Origin of the sequence: Baekduia sp., from assembly GCF_035996765.1 — a bacterium.
Taxonomy (GTDB): Bacteria; Actinomycetota; Thermoleophilia; order Solirubrobacterales; family Solirubrobacteraceae; genus Baekduia.
Map to the genome: position 1 here is coordinate 1 of NZ_DASYJG010000095.1, position 14,577 is coordinate 14,577.

A 14,577-nucleotide genomic window follows, 5' to 3' on the forward strand; every position below is an offset into this window, starting at 1 on the left:
CGATCCCGATCAGCCACGCGCTCGCCGGCGCGCCGCCGCCGCGGTACCGTCGCGCGGCCAGCAGCGCGACGGCGAACGTCTCGCCAGCCAGATCCGCCGCCAGCTCCGGATCACCGACGCGGCGCAGGAAGAAGCCGAGCACGAGCCGCTCGTGGCGCTCGTAGAAGACGCCGAAGGCCGCGGGGTCGCGGGTGCTGCGGGCCAGCAGCAGGTCGTCGTCGGCGTCCATCGCCCCCGATACTGGCGCGAGGGTCCGGGGGTGTGACGAGCGGTGATCCGCTACGGTCAGAAGCCCAGCGACGAGCCCGCCAGGAGAGTCTTGATGACCGCACTGCAGCCCGACTACTTCGAGCGCCCGCTCGCCGAGGTCGACCCGGAGGTGGCTGAGGCGATCGGCCATGAACTGGAGCGCCAGCAGCGGACGCTGGAGATGATCGCGTCCGAGAACTTCGTGCCCCAGGCGATCCTTGAAGCCCAGGGCAGCGTCCTCACCAACAAGTACGCCGAGGGTTACCCGGGCCGTCGCTACTACGGCGGCTGCGAGTACGTCGACATCATCGAGCAGCTGGCGATCGATCGCGCCAAGGCGCTCTTCGGCGCCGAGCACGCCAACGTCCAGCCGCATGCGGGCGCGCAGGCCAACACGTCGGTCTACCACGCGCTGCTGGCGCCCGGCGACACGATCATGGGGCTTTCGCTGCCGCACGGCGGCCACCTGTCGCACGGCATGAAGCTCAACGTGTCGGGCCGGCTGTATGACATCGCGCCCTACGAGGTCGACCGCGAGACGTCGCTGATCGACATGGACGAGGTGCAGCGGATCGCCAAGGAGCGCCGGCCCAAGCTGTTGCTCGCCGGCTGGTCGGCCTACTCACGCCAGCTGGACTTCGCGCGCTTCCGCGCGATCGCCGACGAGGTCGGCGCGCTGCTGATGGTCGACATGGCCCACTTCGCGGGCCTCGTCGCCGCCGGCCTGCATCCCAACCCGGTGCCGCACGCCGACGTGGTGACCTCCACGGTCCACAAGACGATCGGCGGCGCCCGCGGCGGTGTGATCCTCTGCAAGGAGGAGCACGCCAAGGCCATCAACTCGGCGGTCTTCCCCGGCCAGCAGGGCGGCCCCCTGGAGCACGTCATCGCGGGCAAGGCGGTGGCCTTCAAGATCGCGGGCAGCGAGCTCTTCCGTGAGCGTCAGGCGCGCACGATCGCCGGCGCCCAGACCGTCGCGGCCGCGCTGATGACGGCCGGCCACGGCGTCAACGTCCTCACCGGCGGCACCGACGTGCACCTCGCGCTCGTCGATCTGCGCGAGTCCGAGATCGACGGCCAGCAGTCCGAGGACCGCCTGCACGACATCGGCATCACGGTCAACCGCAACGCGGTCCCGTTTGACCCGCGCCCGCCGATGGTCACCTCGGGCCTGCGCGTCGGAACCGCCGCGCTGGCCACCCGCGGCCTGCAGTCCGACGACTTCGCCGAGATCGGCGAGATCATCGCCACCGCGCTGACGCCGGCCTACGACGACAAGCGCGACGAGCTGGCCGAGCGGGTCACGGCGATCGCCGACCGCTACCCGCTCTACGAGCACCTCAGCGCGGGCGCGACCGCGTAGGGCGTCCGCCGCGGCGCGTTTGCCGTGGCGCGCGGCGCGCGGCGTTGGCCGAGCTGCGCGGCGTGGCCTTGTGGCGCTCAGCGCGTGGCGTTGGTCGCGGCGCGCTGCGTGGTCTGTCGGCACCGAGGAGTGAGAGCGGAGCGGCATCACACGCGTGGGCCGTCGTCCGCTGGCGCCTTCGCCCGGGGATCCGTGTCGAGCAAAGGGTGTCAGAGACCCTTTGCTCGACACGGACCTCATTCCGTCTCGAGAAAAGCACCCAGGAGGTCCTTTTGTCGAGACCGACCTAGGCGGACGCCCGGGGCGTCGCGAACCCCGCTCCCGCTCGCTCTCCTCGGTGCCGACAGACCACGCAGCGCACGGCGACCGACGCCGCGCACTGCGCGCGATCGCGTCGCGCGCTTACCCCTTCGTCGCCACCGCGCGCTCGAGGATCGCGGCCATGCGGGCGGCTTGACGGTCGGCGCCGTGCTCTGCCGCCGCAGTGCGCGCGGCCAGGTTCGGGACCGGCAGCGCCGTGGCGGCCGCCAGCGCCGCGGTCAGCGCCGCCGGGTCGCCCGGGTCGACGAGGACGCCGGCCTGGGGCGTCACGAACTCCGGTGGGCCGCCTTCAGTCGTGGCGACGACGCTGCGCTCCAGCGCCATCGCCTCGAGCGCGGCCAAGCCGAAGGGCTCGACGAGCGAGGGCTGGCAGAGGACGTCGCACGCAGCGACCCAGGACGGGACGGCCTCGTGCGGCACGCGGCCGACGAGCGCCACGCCCGGGCGACCCTCCAGCGCGCTGCGCAGCTCGCCATCGCCGACGAAGGTCAGCGAGCCACGACCCAGCCGCGCGAACGCATCGGCGAGCCCGACCACGTTCTTGCGCGCCACCAGCGAGCCGACGCAGAGAAAGCGCGGGTGCTCGCCGGCGGTCCACACCGCGGGCTCCACGTCGGGCGCGAACTCGTCGAGGTCGACGCCCAGATCGCAGACCTCGCAGGCCAGCCCGGCGTAGTGGCGCTCCAACCGCGCGGCCAGCCAGCGCGAGTTGGCGATCACCGCGGCCGCCCCGCGGACGACCGGCCGCGTCAGCACGCGCAGTGCTGTGCCCTCGAGGTTCGCGACGTCGGTGCCGTGCGCCATGACGACCAGCGGGACGCGGGCGGCTCGCGCTGCCGCCAGGCCCGCCGCGCCGGCCGGGAAGAGAAAGTGGGCGAAGACCACATCGGGCTTCCACCGCCGCGCGGCGCGCACGGCATCGACCGCCAGCCGCGCGTACTTGGTCGGCGCACCGCCCCGGCGGCCGATCGCCGCGACCTCGACCTCATGGCCCAGGGCGACCAGCTCGCGCCGCAGCACCAGCAGGAAGGCGCCGAGGTCCGGGTCGCTCTCCGTGGGCCACATCTGGGTGACGAGCAGGATGCGCATCGCGCACCAGCCTTGCACGCCGCGCCGGCGAATACCCTCTGCGGCGATGACGGAGCTGGATGCGGTCTACGCGTTCGTCGCCGCGTTCGCCGTGGCCGTGGTCTTGACGCCGCTGACGGCGCGCTTCGCGCGTCGCGTCGGGGCGGTCGACCAGCCCAAGGCCCGTGGTCTCGGCCGCGAGTCCACGCCGCTGCTCGGCGGCCTGGCGATCTTCGCCGGCGCGCTCGTCGCCGGGCTGCTGTTCATCGAGACGACGGCCCGCACCCACGACCGCTTCGTCGGGATCCTGCTCGGCGCGACGCTGATCACGCTCGTCGGCGCCATCGACGATCGCTTCGACCTGCATCCCGCCGTCAAGCTGCTCGGCCAGGTGAGCGCCGCGATCATCCCGGTGATCGGCGGGGTCGAGGCCACCAACATCACGCTGCCGTTCCTCGGCGCGATCGACTTCGGCTCGGCCGGCGGTCCCGTAACGGTCATCGGCCTCGTCGCGATGATGAACGTCGTCAACTTCTCCGACGGCGTCGACGGGCTGGCGGCCGGCGTCTGCACGATCGCGGCGGCGGCGTTCGCGATCATCGCCTTCGACCTCGACAAGAGTTACGCCGCCGTCCTCGCCGCCTGCACCGCCGGCGCGTCGGCCGGGTTCTTGGTGCACAACTTCCCGCCGGCCTCGATTTACATGGGCGACTGCGGCGCGAACCTGCTCGGCTTCCTGCTCGGCTGCATCGCGGTCGAGGGCGCGGTCAAGACCCAAGCGGTCCTCGCGCTGGTCATCCCGCTGGTCGTCCTCGCCGTGCCGTTCCTGGACACGACCTTCGTCGTCCTCAAGCGCATGAAGTACCGGCGCAAGGTCTACGTCGCCGACGCCAACCACTTCCACCATCGCTTCAACCGCATCGGCTTCAGCGAGCGCAAGACGTTGATCTACCTGTACGCGTGGACGCTGCTGCTCGGCGGCTTCGCGGTCGCGCTGCGCTTCATCCCGTACTCCGACAACCACGGCAGCCTCAACACCGGGTGGTCGATCCTCGTCGGCGCCCTCGCGCTGCTCGTCGTCGCCGCGAGCGCCTATCTCGTCTATGTCCTGGAGATCCTCAAGCTGCGGCGCCTCAGCGCCATCCGCATCCGTCGCCTGCGCCCCGACGCCGAGGAGACCGAGGTCGACGCCGACGTCCAGCGGCAGATGGAAACCGGCGAATTCGAGGCCGTAAAAGGCCCGTGAACGACGGCGAGCGCTAAGCGCGCAGCCCGTACACGGTGCCGCGGTAGATGCGGACGACCGCGTCGACCATCTCGGCCTGGGGGAGGGGCTCGTCCTGGACGAGCTGCTGGTAGAAGGTGCGCTCGACCATCCAGGTCAGCGCGAAGGCCGTGGCGTAGGCGGTGCCCTCGGGGAGCTGGTCCTCGATCTCGATGCGGCGCGCGGTCGCATCGACAAAGCGCGACAGCAGCCCGCGCCAGAAGGTCGCGATGTCCTCCTCGTAGGTCGACACCTCGACGATCGCGCGGATCAGCACGCCGTGCTCGCGGTAGAGCTCGGCGATCCGCGTCAGCGCCTCGCGGATCTCCTGCTCGGGATCGTCGCCCTCCCCGGAGAACCAGATGTCGGCCTGTGCGTACAGCAGCTCGGTGACGTCGCCGGCCAGGCGCATCAGCAGGTCGCGCTTGTCGCGGAAGTAGAAGTAGAAGGCGGTGCGCGAGATGCCGGCGGCCGTGGCGATCCGCTCGACGTTGAGGTCGGCATAGGAGGAGCCCTCGGCGAGCAGCTGCTCGGTGGCGCGCAGCACCTCGGCCTGGATCTGCGCGCGCTTGGCGGTCGCCGGGCCCTCGCGGTGGGCGACGGGCGAGGTGGTTCGGGACTCGTCGGCGGCCATGGACGTTCCACGATACCCGCCCTCCGCTGACACCCTGTCAACCCGCACTTGACACCCTGTCAAACAGCCTGTCAGGATCGTCGGCATGGCCAGCCTCCTCGAGCTCACCTCCCAGGGCGACGTCGGAACCATCAGCGACGAGTCCAAGCTGTCGCAGGTCGTCCTGATGACGCCCCAGCAGCTCTACGAGCTGTGGGAGCGCCAGCCGTGGCAGACCCACACGATCGACTTCACCCAGGACCGCGAGGACTGGACCAAGCTCTCGGACGAGGACAAGGACCACATCAGCTGGTTCTTGTCGTCCTTCTTCATCGGGGAGGAGCGCGTCGCGACGCAGTTCGGCGGCCTCGTCGGCGCCTACGAGGGGCAGAGCGAGGAGGCGTTCCTGACGACCCAGCAGGTCGACGAGGCCCGCCACGCCCAGCACTTCAACAACTTCTACACCCAGGTCCTCGGCTACGACGGAACCTTCGAGGACCGCCTCGACCGCGCCCGCGAGGATCTCAATGACGCCTTCAAGGTGCTCTTCGACGACGTGCTCGTCGACGCCAACCGCCGCCTGCTCGCCGACCCCGCCGACATGGAGGCCAAGGTCGACTTTGTGACGACCTACCACATGGTCATCGAGGGGACGCTCGCGCTGACCGGCCAGGACACGCTGACGCGCGTCTTCGAGGGCCGCGGGATCTTGCCCGGCTTCCTGGAGGGCTTTCGCAAGATCTCCCAGGACGAGCATCGTCACGTCGCCTACGGCACCTGGTTCCTGCAGCAGAAGGCCCGCCAGGATCCGGCGCTCGGGCAGCGGATCGTCAAGACGCTGCAGGAGCTGATCCCGATCGCGGCCGGGGTGCTGACGCCGCGCGGCTTCGCCGTCGGCGAGGAGTACGAGATCCTCGGCGTGCGCAGCGACGAGGTCCACGGCTTCGCCTTCCAGGCGCTCACGCGCCGCCTCAAGGTGATCGGCGTGTCGCTCGCGCCGGCGCCGGAGGATGCCGTTCCGGCCTGATTCGGCCCGACCCACCCGGCCTACTGGTCCAGCGCACGGACCACAAGCTTCAAAGATCGCGTTTGGAGGTCGATCCCGGCGGGTATGCGCCGCGCTCGCCTCCTCCTGCCCCTGACCCTGCTCGCCCTCTCGCTGATGCCCGCTGCGGCTCACGCGGCGGTCGGCATCGGCATCGCCGACAACAAGCCCGACATGTTCACCGACGTCCGCTTCCAGGCGCTGCACCTCAGCTACGCGCGCCTGGACCTGCGCTGGGACGTCCTCTCCGACGTCGACGCCACGGCCCAGCTCGACACCTGGATGGCCGGGGCCCAGGCCACCGGCGTGCGGCCGCTGATCACCTTTGACCGCTCGCCCGCGCGGATCTCCTACAACCCGACGCCCCAGCAGCTCGTCGGCGCGATGAAGGGCCTGCGCGCCCGCTACCCGTTCGTGAAGGACTTCTCGTCGTGGAACGAGGCCAACATGAACAAGAAGCCCGCGATCGTGGCGAAGTGGTGGCTTGCGCTGACCAAGGCCTGCCCGACGTGCACCGTGCTCGGCACCGACCTGCTCGACAAGCCCAACATGATCCCGTGGGCCCAGCGCTTCGTCGCCGCCGCCGGCCGCACGCCCAAGGTCTGGGGCCTGCACAACTACGTCGACGCCAACACGCTGAGCACGAAGACGACCCGCAAGCTGCTCACGTCGATCGGCGGCAACATCTGGTTCACCGAGACCGGCGGCATCGTCCGGCGCGCCAACAACAGCAAGCTGATCTTCCCGACCGGAACGGTTCGCGCCGCGAAGGTCACGAGCTTCATCTTCGGCCGCCTCGCCAAGCTCAGCCCGCGCATCCAGCGCGTCTACCTCTACCACTGGGACACGGGCGTCGGCGGCGGCCCGACCTGGGACTCCGGCTTCGTGGGGCCTGACGGCGAGGCGCGTCCGGCGCTATCGGTCCTGCAGGGTGTCGTCGCTCGCTCGGCAGCGCATCGCTAGCCTCCCGGCGCAATGCGCCGGCTCCCCATCCTGCTGTTCCTCCTCGCTCTGACCGTCGCCGTCGTCCCCGCGACGGCGGCTCAGGCGAAGGTGGCGATCGGCATCGCCGACAACAAGTCCGACATGTTCACCGACCCGCGCTTCACGGCGCTCAAGGTCAAGTACGTGCGGGTGATGGTGCCTTACGACGCGATGCACGACTTTGCGCAGCGGACCTGGTTGGACGGGTGGATGGCGGGCGCGAAGGCCGATGGCCTCACCCCGTTGGTGACCTTCGATCGTTCGCGCAAGCGCACGTCGCACAACCCGTCGGCCGCGCAGATGGCCACCTCGCTGAAGGACGTGCGCAAGCGCTATCCCTTCGTCAAGGAGTTCGCCACCTGGAACGAGGCGAACATCAACAAGCGGCCCGAGACCGTGGCCCGTTGGTGGATGGCGATGCGCAAGGCCTGCCCGACCTGCACGATCCTCGGCGCCGACCTGCTGGACCGCAACAACGTCGGCACCTGGTCCCAGCGCTTTGTCAAGGCGGCCAAGCGGACCCCGAAGGTCTGGGGGCTGCACAACTACACCGACGCCAACACGCTCAAGACGGTCGGCACGCGCAAGCTGCTGAAGGCCGTCAAGGGCGCGGTCTGGTTCACCGAGACCGGCGGCGTCGTCTCGCGCAACAACGGGTCGGGCATCGCCTTCCCGACGGGCGCGAGCCATGCGGCCAAGGCGACCAAGTTCGTGTTCTCGACGTTGGCGAAGCTGAGCCCGCGCGTCCAGCGCGTTTACCTCTATCACTGGGACACGGGGGTGGGCGACATCGGGACGACGGCCGACGACGACCGGACGTGGGACTCGGGCCTCATCGGCCCCGACGACCAGCCGCGTCCGTCGCTGGCGGTCCTGCAGGCGCTGCTGGGTGTCCGCACCTCGTGAAGGTCGGTTAGCCGCACTTGCCATCCGCCGGAGGCCGCGATACGGTCTCCGTACTTCTCCTACAGCTAGGTCATCAAGACCTACATCATGGGAGGAGGGACCAGTATGCGCACCGCTCGACGAGACATCCTTCCCACGATGCACCAGGTGGCCCCGGCCACCAAGGCGGCCCTTGCCGTCTGGGGCTCTCGTGGCCGCTCTCTGTCGTCGCTCGCGCGCTAGGTCTCGTTCACCAGTCCGCGGGCGCCCGCCGCCCGTAGGACTTCTCGCCTTCGCAGGCCCGCAGTCTCAGGGCGGTGGCCCCTTCTCGATTGATCGTAAGGAGCACCACCGTCATGCAGTTCCAGTTGCACAACGAGTACGTCCGGGCCACCGCTCCGCGCTTGCGCGCCGCGGCACGTGACGTAGCCGAGCCATACCGCGCCGAACCTCCCCCCAGATGGATGCGCGCGCAGGTTGCGCGGGTCCTGGTCGGCGCAGCCGAGCGTGTGGACCGCGAGTCGGCCCGCCGCGCGATGGCCTGAGGAGCACGACCCCTCTCCACTCCGGCGCTCGCCCCGGCCGTTCCATGGCCGGGGCGAGCCGTCTTCGGCGATCGTCTGGCCTCTCGGATGGGTACCGTGCTCAGACGATGGACGTGGGGAACATCGACGAGCGCGAGGCGTTCACGACGCTGGACGGCTCGACCATTCGCGAGATCGCCGGCCGCACGACGCTGCCCTCGCGCCATCAGAGCCTGGCCGAGGCGACCGTGCCGCCGGGCGGCGCGACGGTTGCCCATTACCACCCGCAGTCCGAGGAGCTCTACTTCTTCACCGCCGGCCGCGGGCGCCTGCGCGTCGCCGGTGAGTGGCGCGAGGTCGGTCCGGGCGACTGCGCCGTGTTGCCACCTGGCGTCGAGCACAAGCTCGAGAACTCCGGCGCGGAGCCGCTGGTCCTGCTCTGCTGCTGCTCGCCGCCGTACTCACACGAGGACACGGTCTTGACCGAGGAGCCGCGTCCCGCGCCGTGAGCCATTTGGGTCCCGTCCGCCTGCTCGTCGCGCTGGTCGCGACGGCGCTGTTGCTTCCCGCCTCGGCGAGCGCGCTGGTCGTCGGCATCGGCGACCAGAAGCCCGACATGTTCAGCGACCCGGTCTTCGCAAAGCTCGGTGTCTCCCATGCGCGCCTGGCGGTGTCGTGGGATGCGATGGAGCATCCGTGGGAGCAGGAGGAGGTCGACGCGTGGCTCGACGATGCGCGCGCCGCCGGCGTCTCGCCGCTGATCGGCTTCGGCCACTCGCGCGTGGACCGGCGCATGCTCCCGACGCCCGCGCGCTTCAAGTACGACTTCCGCCAGTTCCGCGCGCGCTATCCGTGGGTGACGACGTTCGCGACGTGGAACGAGGCCAACCACTGCGGTGAGCCGACCTGCCACCGCCCGCAGCTCGTCGCGGCCTACTACCGCGCGATGCAGCGCGAATGCCCCACGTGCACCATCCTGGCCGCCGAGATGTTGGACATGCCCAACATGGCCAGCTGGGTCGACGCCTTCCAGCAGCACCTCGGCCCGGGCAACGCGCCGCGCTACTGGGGGCTGCACAACTACATCGACGCCAACCGCCTGCGCACGACCGGGACGCGGACGATGATCAAGCACGCCAAGGGCCAGATCTGGTTCACCGAGACCGGCGGCATCGTCAACCGCCACAACAAGTCCAAGGTCGGCTTCCCCGAATCAGCGGCGCACGCGGCGATCGCCACGCGCTGGGTCTTCGACGACCTCGTGCCGCTCAGCCGGCGCATCACGCGGGTCTACCTCTACCACTGGAACGCGATCAGCGGAGACAACTGGGACTCCGGGCTGATCGATTCCCGCGGCCGTGCCCGTCCGGCGCTCAAGGTCGTGCGCAACGTCCTGCGCGCCGGGCAGGCCCGCGAGCGCCGGCGGGCGCTGGCGACTTCGTCGCGCTAACGGGGCGGGCCGGCGTTGGTCGCGGTCAGCAGCTCGAGGCTACCCCACACGGTGCGCAGGCGCGTGTGCGCCGGCGCGACGACCAAGCCGGCGTCGGCGATGAAGGTCGGCAGGGCCCCGGCGGCGTGGTCGCGGGTCGTAGCGAAGCCGTCGATGACCTGAAGCCCGAAGAACGCGGCGCGCATCAGCGGATCCTGCGCACGGCCCCAGTCGGCGACGTGGAGGAGAGCGCCCGGCTTCAGGACGCGGGCGGCCTCGACCAAGGCGGTGTGCTTGGCGGCGGGGGAGAGGTGGTGCAGCAGGAGCGACATGACGATGGCGTCGGCGCTCGCATCCGGCTCGGGCAGCGCGGTCGCCAGGCCTTCTGACCAAGTGATGGTGGTCGATCCCGGTTTGGCGCGCGCCAGTGCCAGCGCCTCGGGGTCGCCGTCGACGGCGGCGATCTGCGCGTCGGGGCGCACCGCGGCCAGCGCGATCGCCAACGTGCCGGTGCCGCAGCCGACGTCGAGCACGCGCCCGCCCTGCGAGAGCCCATCGCTCACCGCCGTCAGCAGCGCGGGTCGGAACGTCGATTCACGCATCGTCAGCGCCACGATCGGGTCATAGAGGCGCGTGAACGCGGCGCGGCCGGCAGCCGGGACGTAGCGGGCGTCGCCGCTCATCGCCCGCTCCTTCGCGGCAGACCCTCGGCGTTGCTCGGCGAGCCGCTCATGAGAAGCGCCGCAGTCGCAGCGCGTTGGCGACGACCGACACGCTGGAGAGCGCCATCGCGGCGCCGGCGACCAGCGGGCTGAGCAGCCCGGCGACGGCGAGCGGGATGGCGGCGACGTTGTAGCCGAACGCCCAGGCGAGGTTCTGGCGGATCGTGCGCAGCGTCGCGTGCGAGAGGCGGATCGCCTCGGCCGCACCGCGCAGGTCGCCCGAGACGAGCGTGAGGTCGGAGGCCTCGATCGCGACATCGGTGCCGGTCCCGATCGCCAGGCCGAGGTCGGCCTGGGCGAGCGCGGGCGCGTCGTTGACGCCGTCGCCGACCATGGCAACCACCTTGCCTTGCTCCTGCAGCCGAGCGACCGTCGCGGCCTTGTCGGCGGGCAGCACCTCGGCGATGACCTCGTCGATGCCGACCTCGGCGGCCACGGCGCGCGCGGTCGCCGCGTTGTCGCCGGTCAGCAGCACGGGGGTGAGGCCGAGCGCGCGCAGCCGCGCGATCGCTTCGGCGCTCGTCGGCTTGACGGTGTCGGCGACCGCGACCATGCCGCGCACGGCGCCATCCCAGGCGACGAGGACGGCGGTGCGCCCGCGCGCCTCGGCATCGCGCCGCGCACTATCGAGCACAGCCGGAACGGTCAGGCTCCACTCGGTCATCAGCGCCGGACGGCCGACCTGCACGCCGTGGCCATCGACGACGCCCTCGACGCCCAGCCCCTCGCGGTTGGCGAAGGACTCCACGGCGGGCAGCGTCGCGGTCAGGCCGGAGCTGCGCGCGGGGGCGCCGCCTCCGGCTACAGCCTGCGCCGTGGCGGCGCCCTCGCGGGCCGCGCGCGCGATCGCCTGGGCGATCGGATGCTCGGAGGCGTCCTCCAGCGCGCCGGCCAACCGCAGCACCGCGTCGCGCTCCTCGCCGACCGCAACCGCGACGTCGACGACCGTCATCCGGCCCGTCGTGACCGTGCCGGTCTTGTCCAAGATGATGGTGTCGACCGCGCGCGTGGACTCCAGGACCTCGGGGCCCTTGATCAACAACCCCAACTGCGCGCCGCGGCCGGTGCCGACCAGCAGCGCGGTCGGCGTCGCGAGGCCCAGCGCGCACGGGCAGGCGATGACGAGCACCGCGACCGCGGTGCTGAACGCCGCGCTCGTCGCCGCGCCCGTGGCGAGATAGGCGCCGAGGGTGACGAGCGCGAGCACGATCACCGCGGGGACGAAGACGGCTGAGATACGGTCGGCCAACCGCTGCACCGGGGCCTTGCCGGTCTGCGCGGCGGTGACCAGGCGCGCGATCTGCGCCAGCGCCGTATCGGCGCCGACCCTCGTCGCGCGGACGACGAGCCGGCCGCCGGCGTTGACGGTCGCGCCCGCGACCTCATCGCCCGGCGCCTTCTCGACCGGCACCGACTCGCCGGTCAGCAGCGCCTGGTCGACGGCGCTCGTGCCCTCGACGACCACGCCGTCGGTCGCGACCTTCTCACCCGGCCGCACGACGAAGCGGTCGCCGACGGCGAGCTGCTCGACGGGCACGCGGTGCTCGGCGCCGTCCTCGTCCAGGACCGCGACGTCCTTGGCGCCCAGCGCGAGCAACGCGTTGAGCGCCGCGCCGGCCCGGCGCTTGGCGCGCGCCTCGAAATACCTACCGGCCAGGAGGAAGACCGTCACCGCCGAGGCGGTCTCCAGGTACAGCTCGTCGCCGCCCGAACCCGTGAACGAGAGCTTCATCGTCATGCCGACCATGCCGGCGTCGCCGAAGAACAGCGCGTAGACCGACCAGCCCCAGGCGGCCAGGACGCCGACGCTGACCAGCGTGTCCATCGTCGCGGCGCCGTGGCGCAGGTTGACCCACGCGGCGCGGTGAAACGGCCACGCGCCCCACAGCGCGACGGGCGTGGCGAGCTGCAACGCCAGCCACTGCCAGTTGTCGAACTGCAGCGGCTCGATCATCGAGAGCAACAGGACGGGGAGGCCGAGCACCGCGGAGAGGATCAGCCGCGCGCGCAGCGGCGCGAGCTCGGCGTCTGCGGCGGCCTCGCCGGACGGCGTGTCGGCCGTCGTCGACGGCAGCGCGGTCTCATACCCCGCCGCCTGCACGGCCGCGACCAGCTGCGCGGGCTCCACGCTGGTGGGATCGAAGTCGACCGTCGCCTTCTCGGTGGCGTAGTTGACCGTCGCGGCCACCCCGTCGAGCCGGTTCAACCCCCGCTGCACGCGGTTCGCGCACGACGCGCAGGTCATGCCGGTGATCGGCAGCTCGACGCGGTCGATCACGGCGCTCGAGTTCCAAGAAGCGTCGACGGCGGCCATGGACCTACCGTAGCAGATACCCCCCGGGGGTTAGTGGAGGTGTCAGAATGCAGTCACCAGAAGGGTTCCCTAAGGTTGGGCGCCTGCTCCTTTACCCGTGCGCGCGTCAGACAGTTCGCGCCGACTGTCACGAAGTTGTTACAAAGTCCGAGACTTCGCTAGGCTCCCGCTTGCCGCCAAGGAGGCACGTGTCCCCGCCTCCGGAAGGGTCGCTCTCGCAGCAGCGTCCGCGAGGCGTTCCACGTCTTCGAGCAGGTCCCGCCTTCGCGCGGCCTGACGCCATGAACAAGCCCTACGAGCATCTCGCCCACGACCCCTTCGCCGACGACGCCCAGCGTCGTGGCTCCCGGGTGCGCTGATGATCGTCATCAAGTACCTCGACCTCGTGATCCTGGCGATCGCCCTGCCGATCTTCCTGCTCGCCGGCTGGCCGCTGCTGGGCTACGCCGCCGCCGCGTTCGCGTGGCTCGTGCAGCGGGCGATCAACGACATCGTGGCCCGTCGCGCGGCTGCCTCCGACGATCCGAGGACGGTCGTTGGGCTGACCGCCGGGTCGATGATCGGACGCGGATGGCTCGTAGCCCTTACGATCTTCGGCGCCTACCTGATCGCTGGGAGCGATGACGCAGTTGGCCTGGCTGCCGCCGTCCTCGTCGTCATCCTCTTCACGGCGTACTTCACCGTCTCCCTGATCCTCCGCCCGTTCGAGAACCATCGAGAGCTGCCTTCGTGACCAAGCGCTTCGCCATCGTCTTGACCCCGCTGATCGTCCTCCTGGCGAGCCCTGCCGGCGCGCTGGCGTTGAACATCAACGAGGACTACCGGCCTCAGGACGAGTTCGAGCTCAAGAAGTGGATCGACCTCGGCGTCTTCAGCATCAACAAGGCCGTCCTCTACGTCTTCCTCGCCGCGGGGTTGACCTGCTTCACGATGATCTACATCGCCAAGCGGATGCAGGACCGGCCGAACAAGGTGCAGACGGCGGTCGAGGCGGCGTTCACGCTCATGCGCGACAACATCACGCGCGGCAACATGGACGACAAGATGGCCGCGAAGTGGTTCCCGTTCATCGGGGCGCTCTTCCTCTTCATCTGGTTCTCGAACATGCTCGGCTACCTGCCGCTGCCGACGAGCCAGGAGAAGATCGACATCTTCGGCGTGCACATCCCGGCCTTCGCGCTGTTCGCCGCCACGGCGAACATCTCGGTGCCGCTCTTGCTCACGCTCGTCGTGTGGCTCAGCTACCACGTCGAGGGCGTCCGGGCCAAGGGCGTCATCGGCTACCTGAAGTCCTGGGTCCCGTCCGGCGTCGAAGGCGCCGCGGCCATCCCGATCTTCTTCATCGAGGTCATCTCGCACTTCGTCCGCCTCGTCAGCCTCTCCGTTCGTCTCTTCGCGAACATCTTGGCCGGCCACCTGCTCATCCTGTTCATGGGCGGCGGGCTCGTCGTGCTGCTGAACCTCTCGATCTTCGGCTCGGTCGTGCTCGGCCTGGTGACCGGCACGATGGCCGTCGCCTTCTTCATCTTCGAGGTCGCGCTGGTCGCGACGTTGCAGGCCTTCATCTTCGCCACCCTTACCGCGATCTACCTCGGCGGCGCCGTTGCCGCCGAGCACTAACCAAGGAGACACACCGTGGACCTGTCCGTCATCAACCAGGTGACCACCCTGGCCCAGGCCGCTGATCCGCAGGAGTACGGCCGCAAGGCCGGCAAGGCGATCGCGCTGGGCATCGGCGCCGGCCTCGGCACCATCGGCCCGGGCGTGGGCGTCGGCTTCATCTTCGGCAAGGTCAT

The 14,577-nt window shown here is 70.4% G+C and carries 14 protein-coding genes; 9 read left to right on the forward strand and 5 right to left on the reverse strand.

Annotated elements, in window-relative coordinates; translation table 11 throughout:
- Positions 1-229 (reverse strand): RNA polymerase sigma factor (locus VGO10_RS20185; protein WP_327471798.1); only part of this gene is annotated, 229 nt, incomplete at its 3' end.
- 93 nt (positions 230-322) lie between these two features.
- Between VGO10_RS20185 and glyA the strand changes: the two genes are divergently transcribed.
- Positions 323-1,612, forward strand: a complete 1,290-nt coding sequence (glyA, locus tag VGO10_RS20190; protein ID WP_327471799.1) for a serine hydroxymethyltransferase — start codon at positions 323-325, stop codon at positions 1,610-1,612.
- Between the two features lie 402 nt (positions 1,613-2,014).
- Here glyA and VGO10_RS20195 read toward each other — a convergent pair whose 3' ends face one another.
- A complete protein-coding gene (locus VGO10_RS20195; protein WP_327471800.1) occupies positions 2,015-3,022 on the reverse strand; it encodes a glycosyltransferase in 1,008 nt (335 codons plus the stop codon).
- Positions 3,023-3,068: 46 nt separating this feature from the next.
- Between VGO10_RS20195 and VGO10_RS20200 the strand changes: the two genes are divergently transcribed.
- Positions 3,069-4,247, forward strand: coding sequence for an MraY family glycosyltransferase (locus tag VGO10_RS20200; RefSeq protein WP_327471801.1), 1,179 nt, complete (start codon positions 3,069-3,071; stop codon positions 4,245-4,247).
- 13 nt (positions 4,248-4,260) lie between these two features.
- Here the strand turns inward: VGO10_RS20200 and VGO10_RS20205 are convergent, their stop codons facing one another.
- Positions 4,261-4,899 (reverse strand): TetR/AcrR family transcriptional regulator, encoded by a 639-nt coding sequence (locus VGO10_RS20205; protein WP_327471802.1) that lies wholly within the window; start codon positions 4,897-4,899, stop codon positions 4,261-4,263.
- Between the two features lie 85 nt (positions 4,900-4,984).
- Between VGO10_RS20205 and VGO10_RS20210 the strand changes: the two genes are divergently transcribed.
- The 5 genes from VGO10_RS20210 to VGO10_RS20230 all read left to right on the forward strand — a co-directional run bounded on the left by VGO10_RS20210 (position 4,985) and on the right by VGO10_RS20230 (position 9,766).
- Complete coding sequence (locus VGO10_RS20210) at positions 4,985-5,905, forward strand: ribonucleotide-diphosphate reductase subunit beta (RefSeq protein WP_327471803.1); 921 nt, start codon at positions 4,985-4,987, stop codon at positions 5,903-5,905.
- An 84-nt stretch (positions 5,906-5,989) separates the two neighbouring features.
- Positions 5,990-6,886, forward strand: coding sequence for a hypothetical protein (locus VGO10_RS20215; RefSeq protein WP_327471804.1), 897 nt, complete (start codon positions 5,990-5,992; stop codon positions 6,884-6,886).
- 12 nt (positions 6,887-6,898) lie between these two features.
- Entirely contained in the window at positions 6,899-7,813 is a 915-nt protein-coding gene (locus tag VGO10_RS20220; protein ID WP_327471805.1) for a hypothetical protein, read from the forward strand.
- 631 nt (positions 7,814-8,444) lie between these two features.
- Entirely contained in the window at positions 8,445-8,825 is a 381-nt protein-coding gene (locus VGO10_RS20225) for a cupin domain-containing protein (protein ID WP_327471806.1), read from the forward strand.
- Entirely contained in the window at positions 8,822-9,766 is a 945-nt protein-coding gene (locus VGO10_RS20230) for a hypothetical protein (protein ID WP_327471807.1), read from the forward strand. Before VGO10_RS20225 ends, VGO10_RS20230 begins: the two co-directional genes overlap by 4 nt.
- Here VGO10_RS20230 and VGO10_RS20235 read toward each other — a convergent pair.
- Positions 9,763-10,428 carry a class I SAM-dependent methyltransferase gene (locus tag VGO10_RS20235; protein WP_327471808.1) on the reverse strand — a complete coding sequence of 222 codons (666 nt, stop codon included), beginning with the start codon at positions 10,426-10,428 and terminating at the stop codon, positions 9,763-9,765. The two genes, VGO10_RS20230 and VGO10_RS20235, sit on opposite strands and share 4 nt — an antisense overlap.
- 46 nt (positions 10,429-10,474) lie before the next feature.
- The gene (locus VGO10_RS20240; protein WP_327471809.1) at positions 10,475-12,781 is read right to left on the reverse strand and encodes a heavy metal translocating P-type ATPase; all 2,307 of its coding nucleotides are present in this window, start codon (positions 12,779-12,781) and stop codon (positions 10,475-10,477) included.
- A 358-nt stretch (positions 12,782-13,139) separates the two neighbouring features.
- Here VGO10_RS20240 and VGO10_RS20245 point away from each other — a divergent pair, with 358 nt between their 5' ends.
- Together VGO10_RS20245 and atpB are read left to right on the forward strand one after the other, a co-directional pair.
- A complete protein-coding gene (locus VGO10_RS20245) occupies positions 13,140-13,514 on the forward strand; it encodes a hypothetical protein (RefSeq protein ID WP_327471810.1) in 375 nt (124 codons plus the stop codon).
- Positions 13,511-14,401: a F0F1 ATP synthase subunit A gene (gene atpB, locus VGO10_RS20250; protein WP_327471811.1), complete on the forward strand. Its 891-nt coding sequence runs from the start codon at positions 13,511-13,513 to the stop codon at positions 14,399-14,401. Before VGO10_RS20245 ends, atpB begins: the two co-directional genes overlap by 4 nt.
- Positions 14,402-14,577: the final 176 nt, after the last annotated feature.

Bases quoted from the DNA above. Each gene is read 5' to 3' on its own strand.
- glyA (WP_327471799.1), top strand. From the start codon at position 323: ATGACCGCACTGCAGCCCGACTACTTCGAGCGCCCGCTCGCCGAGGTC.
- VGO10_RS20195 (WP_327471800.1), bottom strand. From the start codon at position 3,022: ATGCGCATCCTGCTCGTCACCCAGATGTGGCCCACGGAGAGCGACCCG.
- VGO10_RS20200 (WP_327471801.1), top strand. From the start codon at position 3,069: ATGACGGAGCTGGATGCGGTCTACGCGTTCGTCGCCGCGTTCGCCGTG.
- VGO10_RS20205 (WP_327471802.1), bottom strand. From the start codon at position 4,899: ATGGCCGCCGACGAGTCCCGAACCACCTCGCCCGTCGCCCACCGCGAG.
- VGO10_RS20210 (WP_327471803.1), top strand. From the start codon at position 4,985: ATGGCCAGCCTCCTCGAGCTCACCTCCCAGGGCGACGTCGGAACCATC.
- VGO10_RS20215 (WP_327471804.1), top strand. From the start codon at position 5,990: ATGCGCCGCGCTCGCCTCCTCCTGCCCCTGACCCTGCTCGCCCTCTCG.
- VGO10_RS20220 (WP_327471805.1), top strand. From the start codon at position 6,899: ATGCGCCGGCTCCCCATCCTGCTGTTCCTCCTCGCTCTGACCGTCGCC.
- VGO10_RS20225 (WP_327471806.1), top strand. From the start codon at position 8,445: ATGGACGTGGGGAACATCGACGAGCGCGAGGCGTTCACGACGCTGGAC.
- VGO10_RS20235 (WP_327471808.1), bottom strand. From the start codon at position 10,428: ATGAGCGGCGACGCCCGCTACGTCCCGGCTGCCGGCCGCGCCGCGTTC.
- VGO10_RS20240 (WP_327471809.1), bottom strand. From the start codon at position 12,781: ATGGCCGCCGTCGACGCTTCTTGGAACTCGAGCGCCGTGATCGACCGC.
- VGO10_RS20245 (WP_327471810.1), top strand. From the start codon at position 13,140: ATGATCGTCATCAAGTACCTCGACCTCGTGATCCTGGCGATCGCCCTG.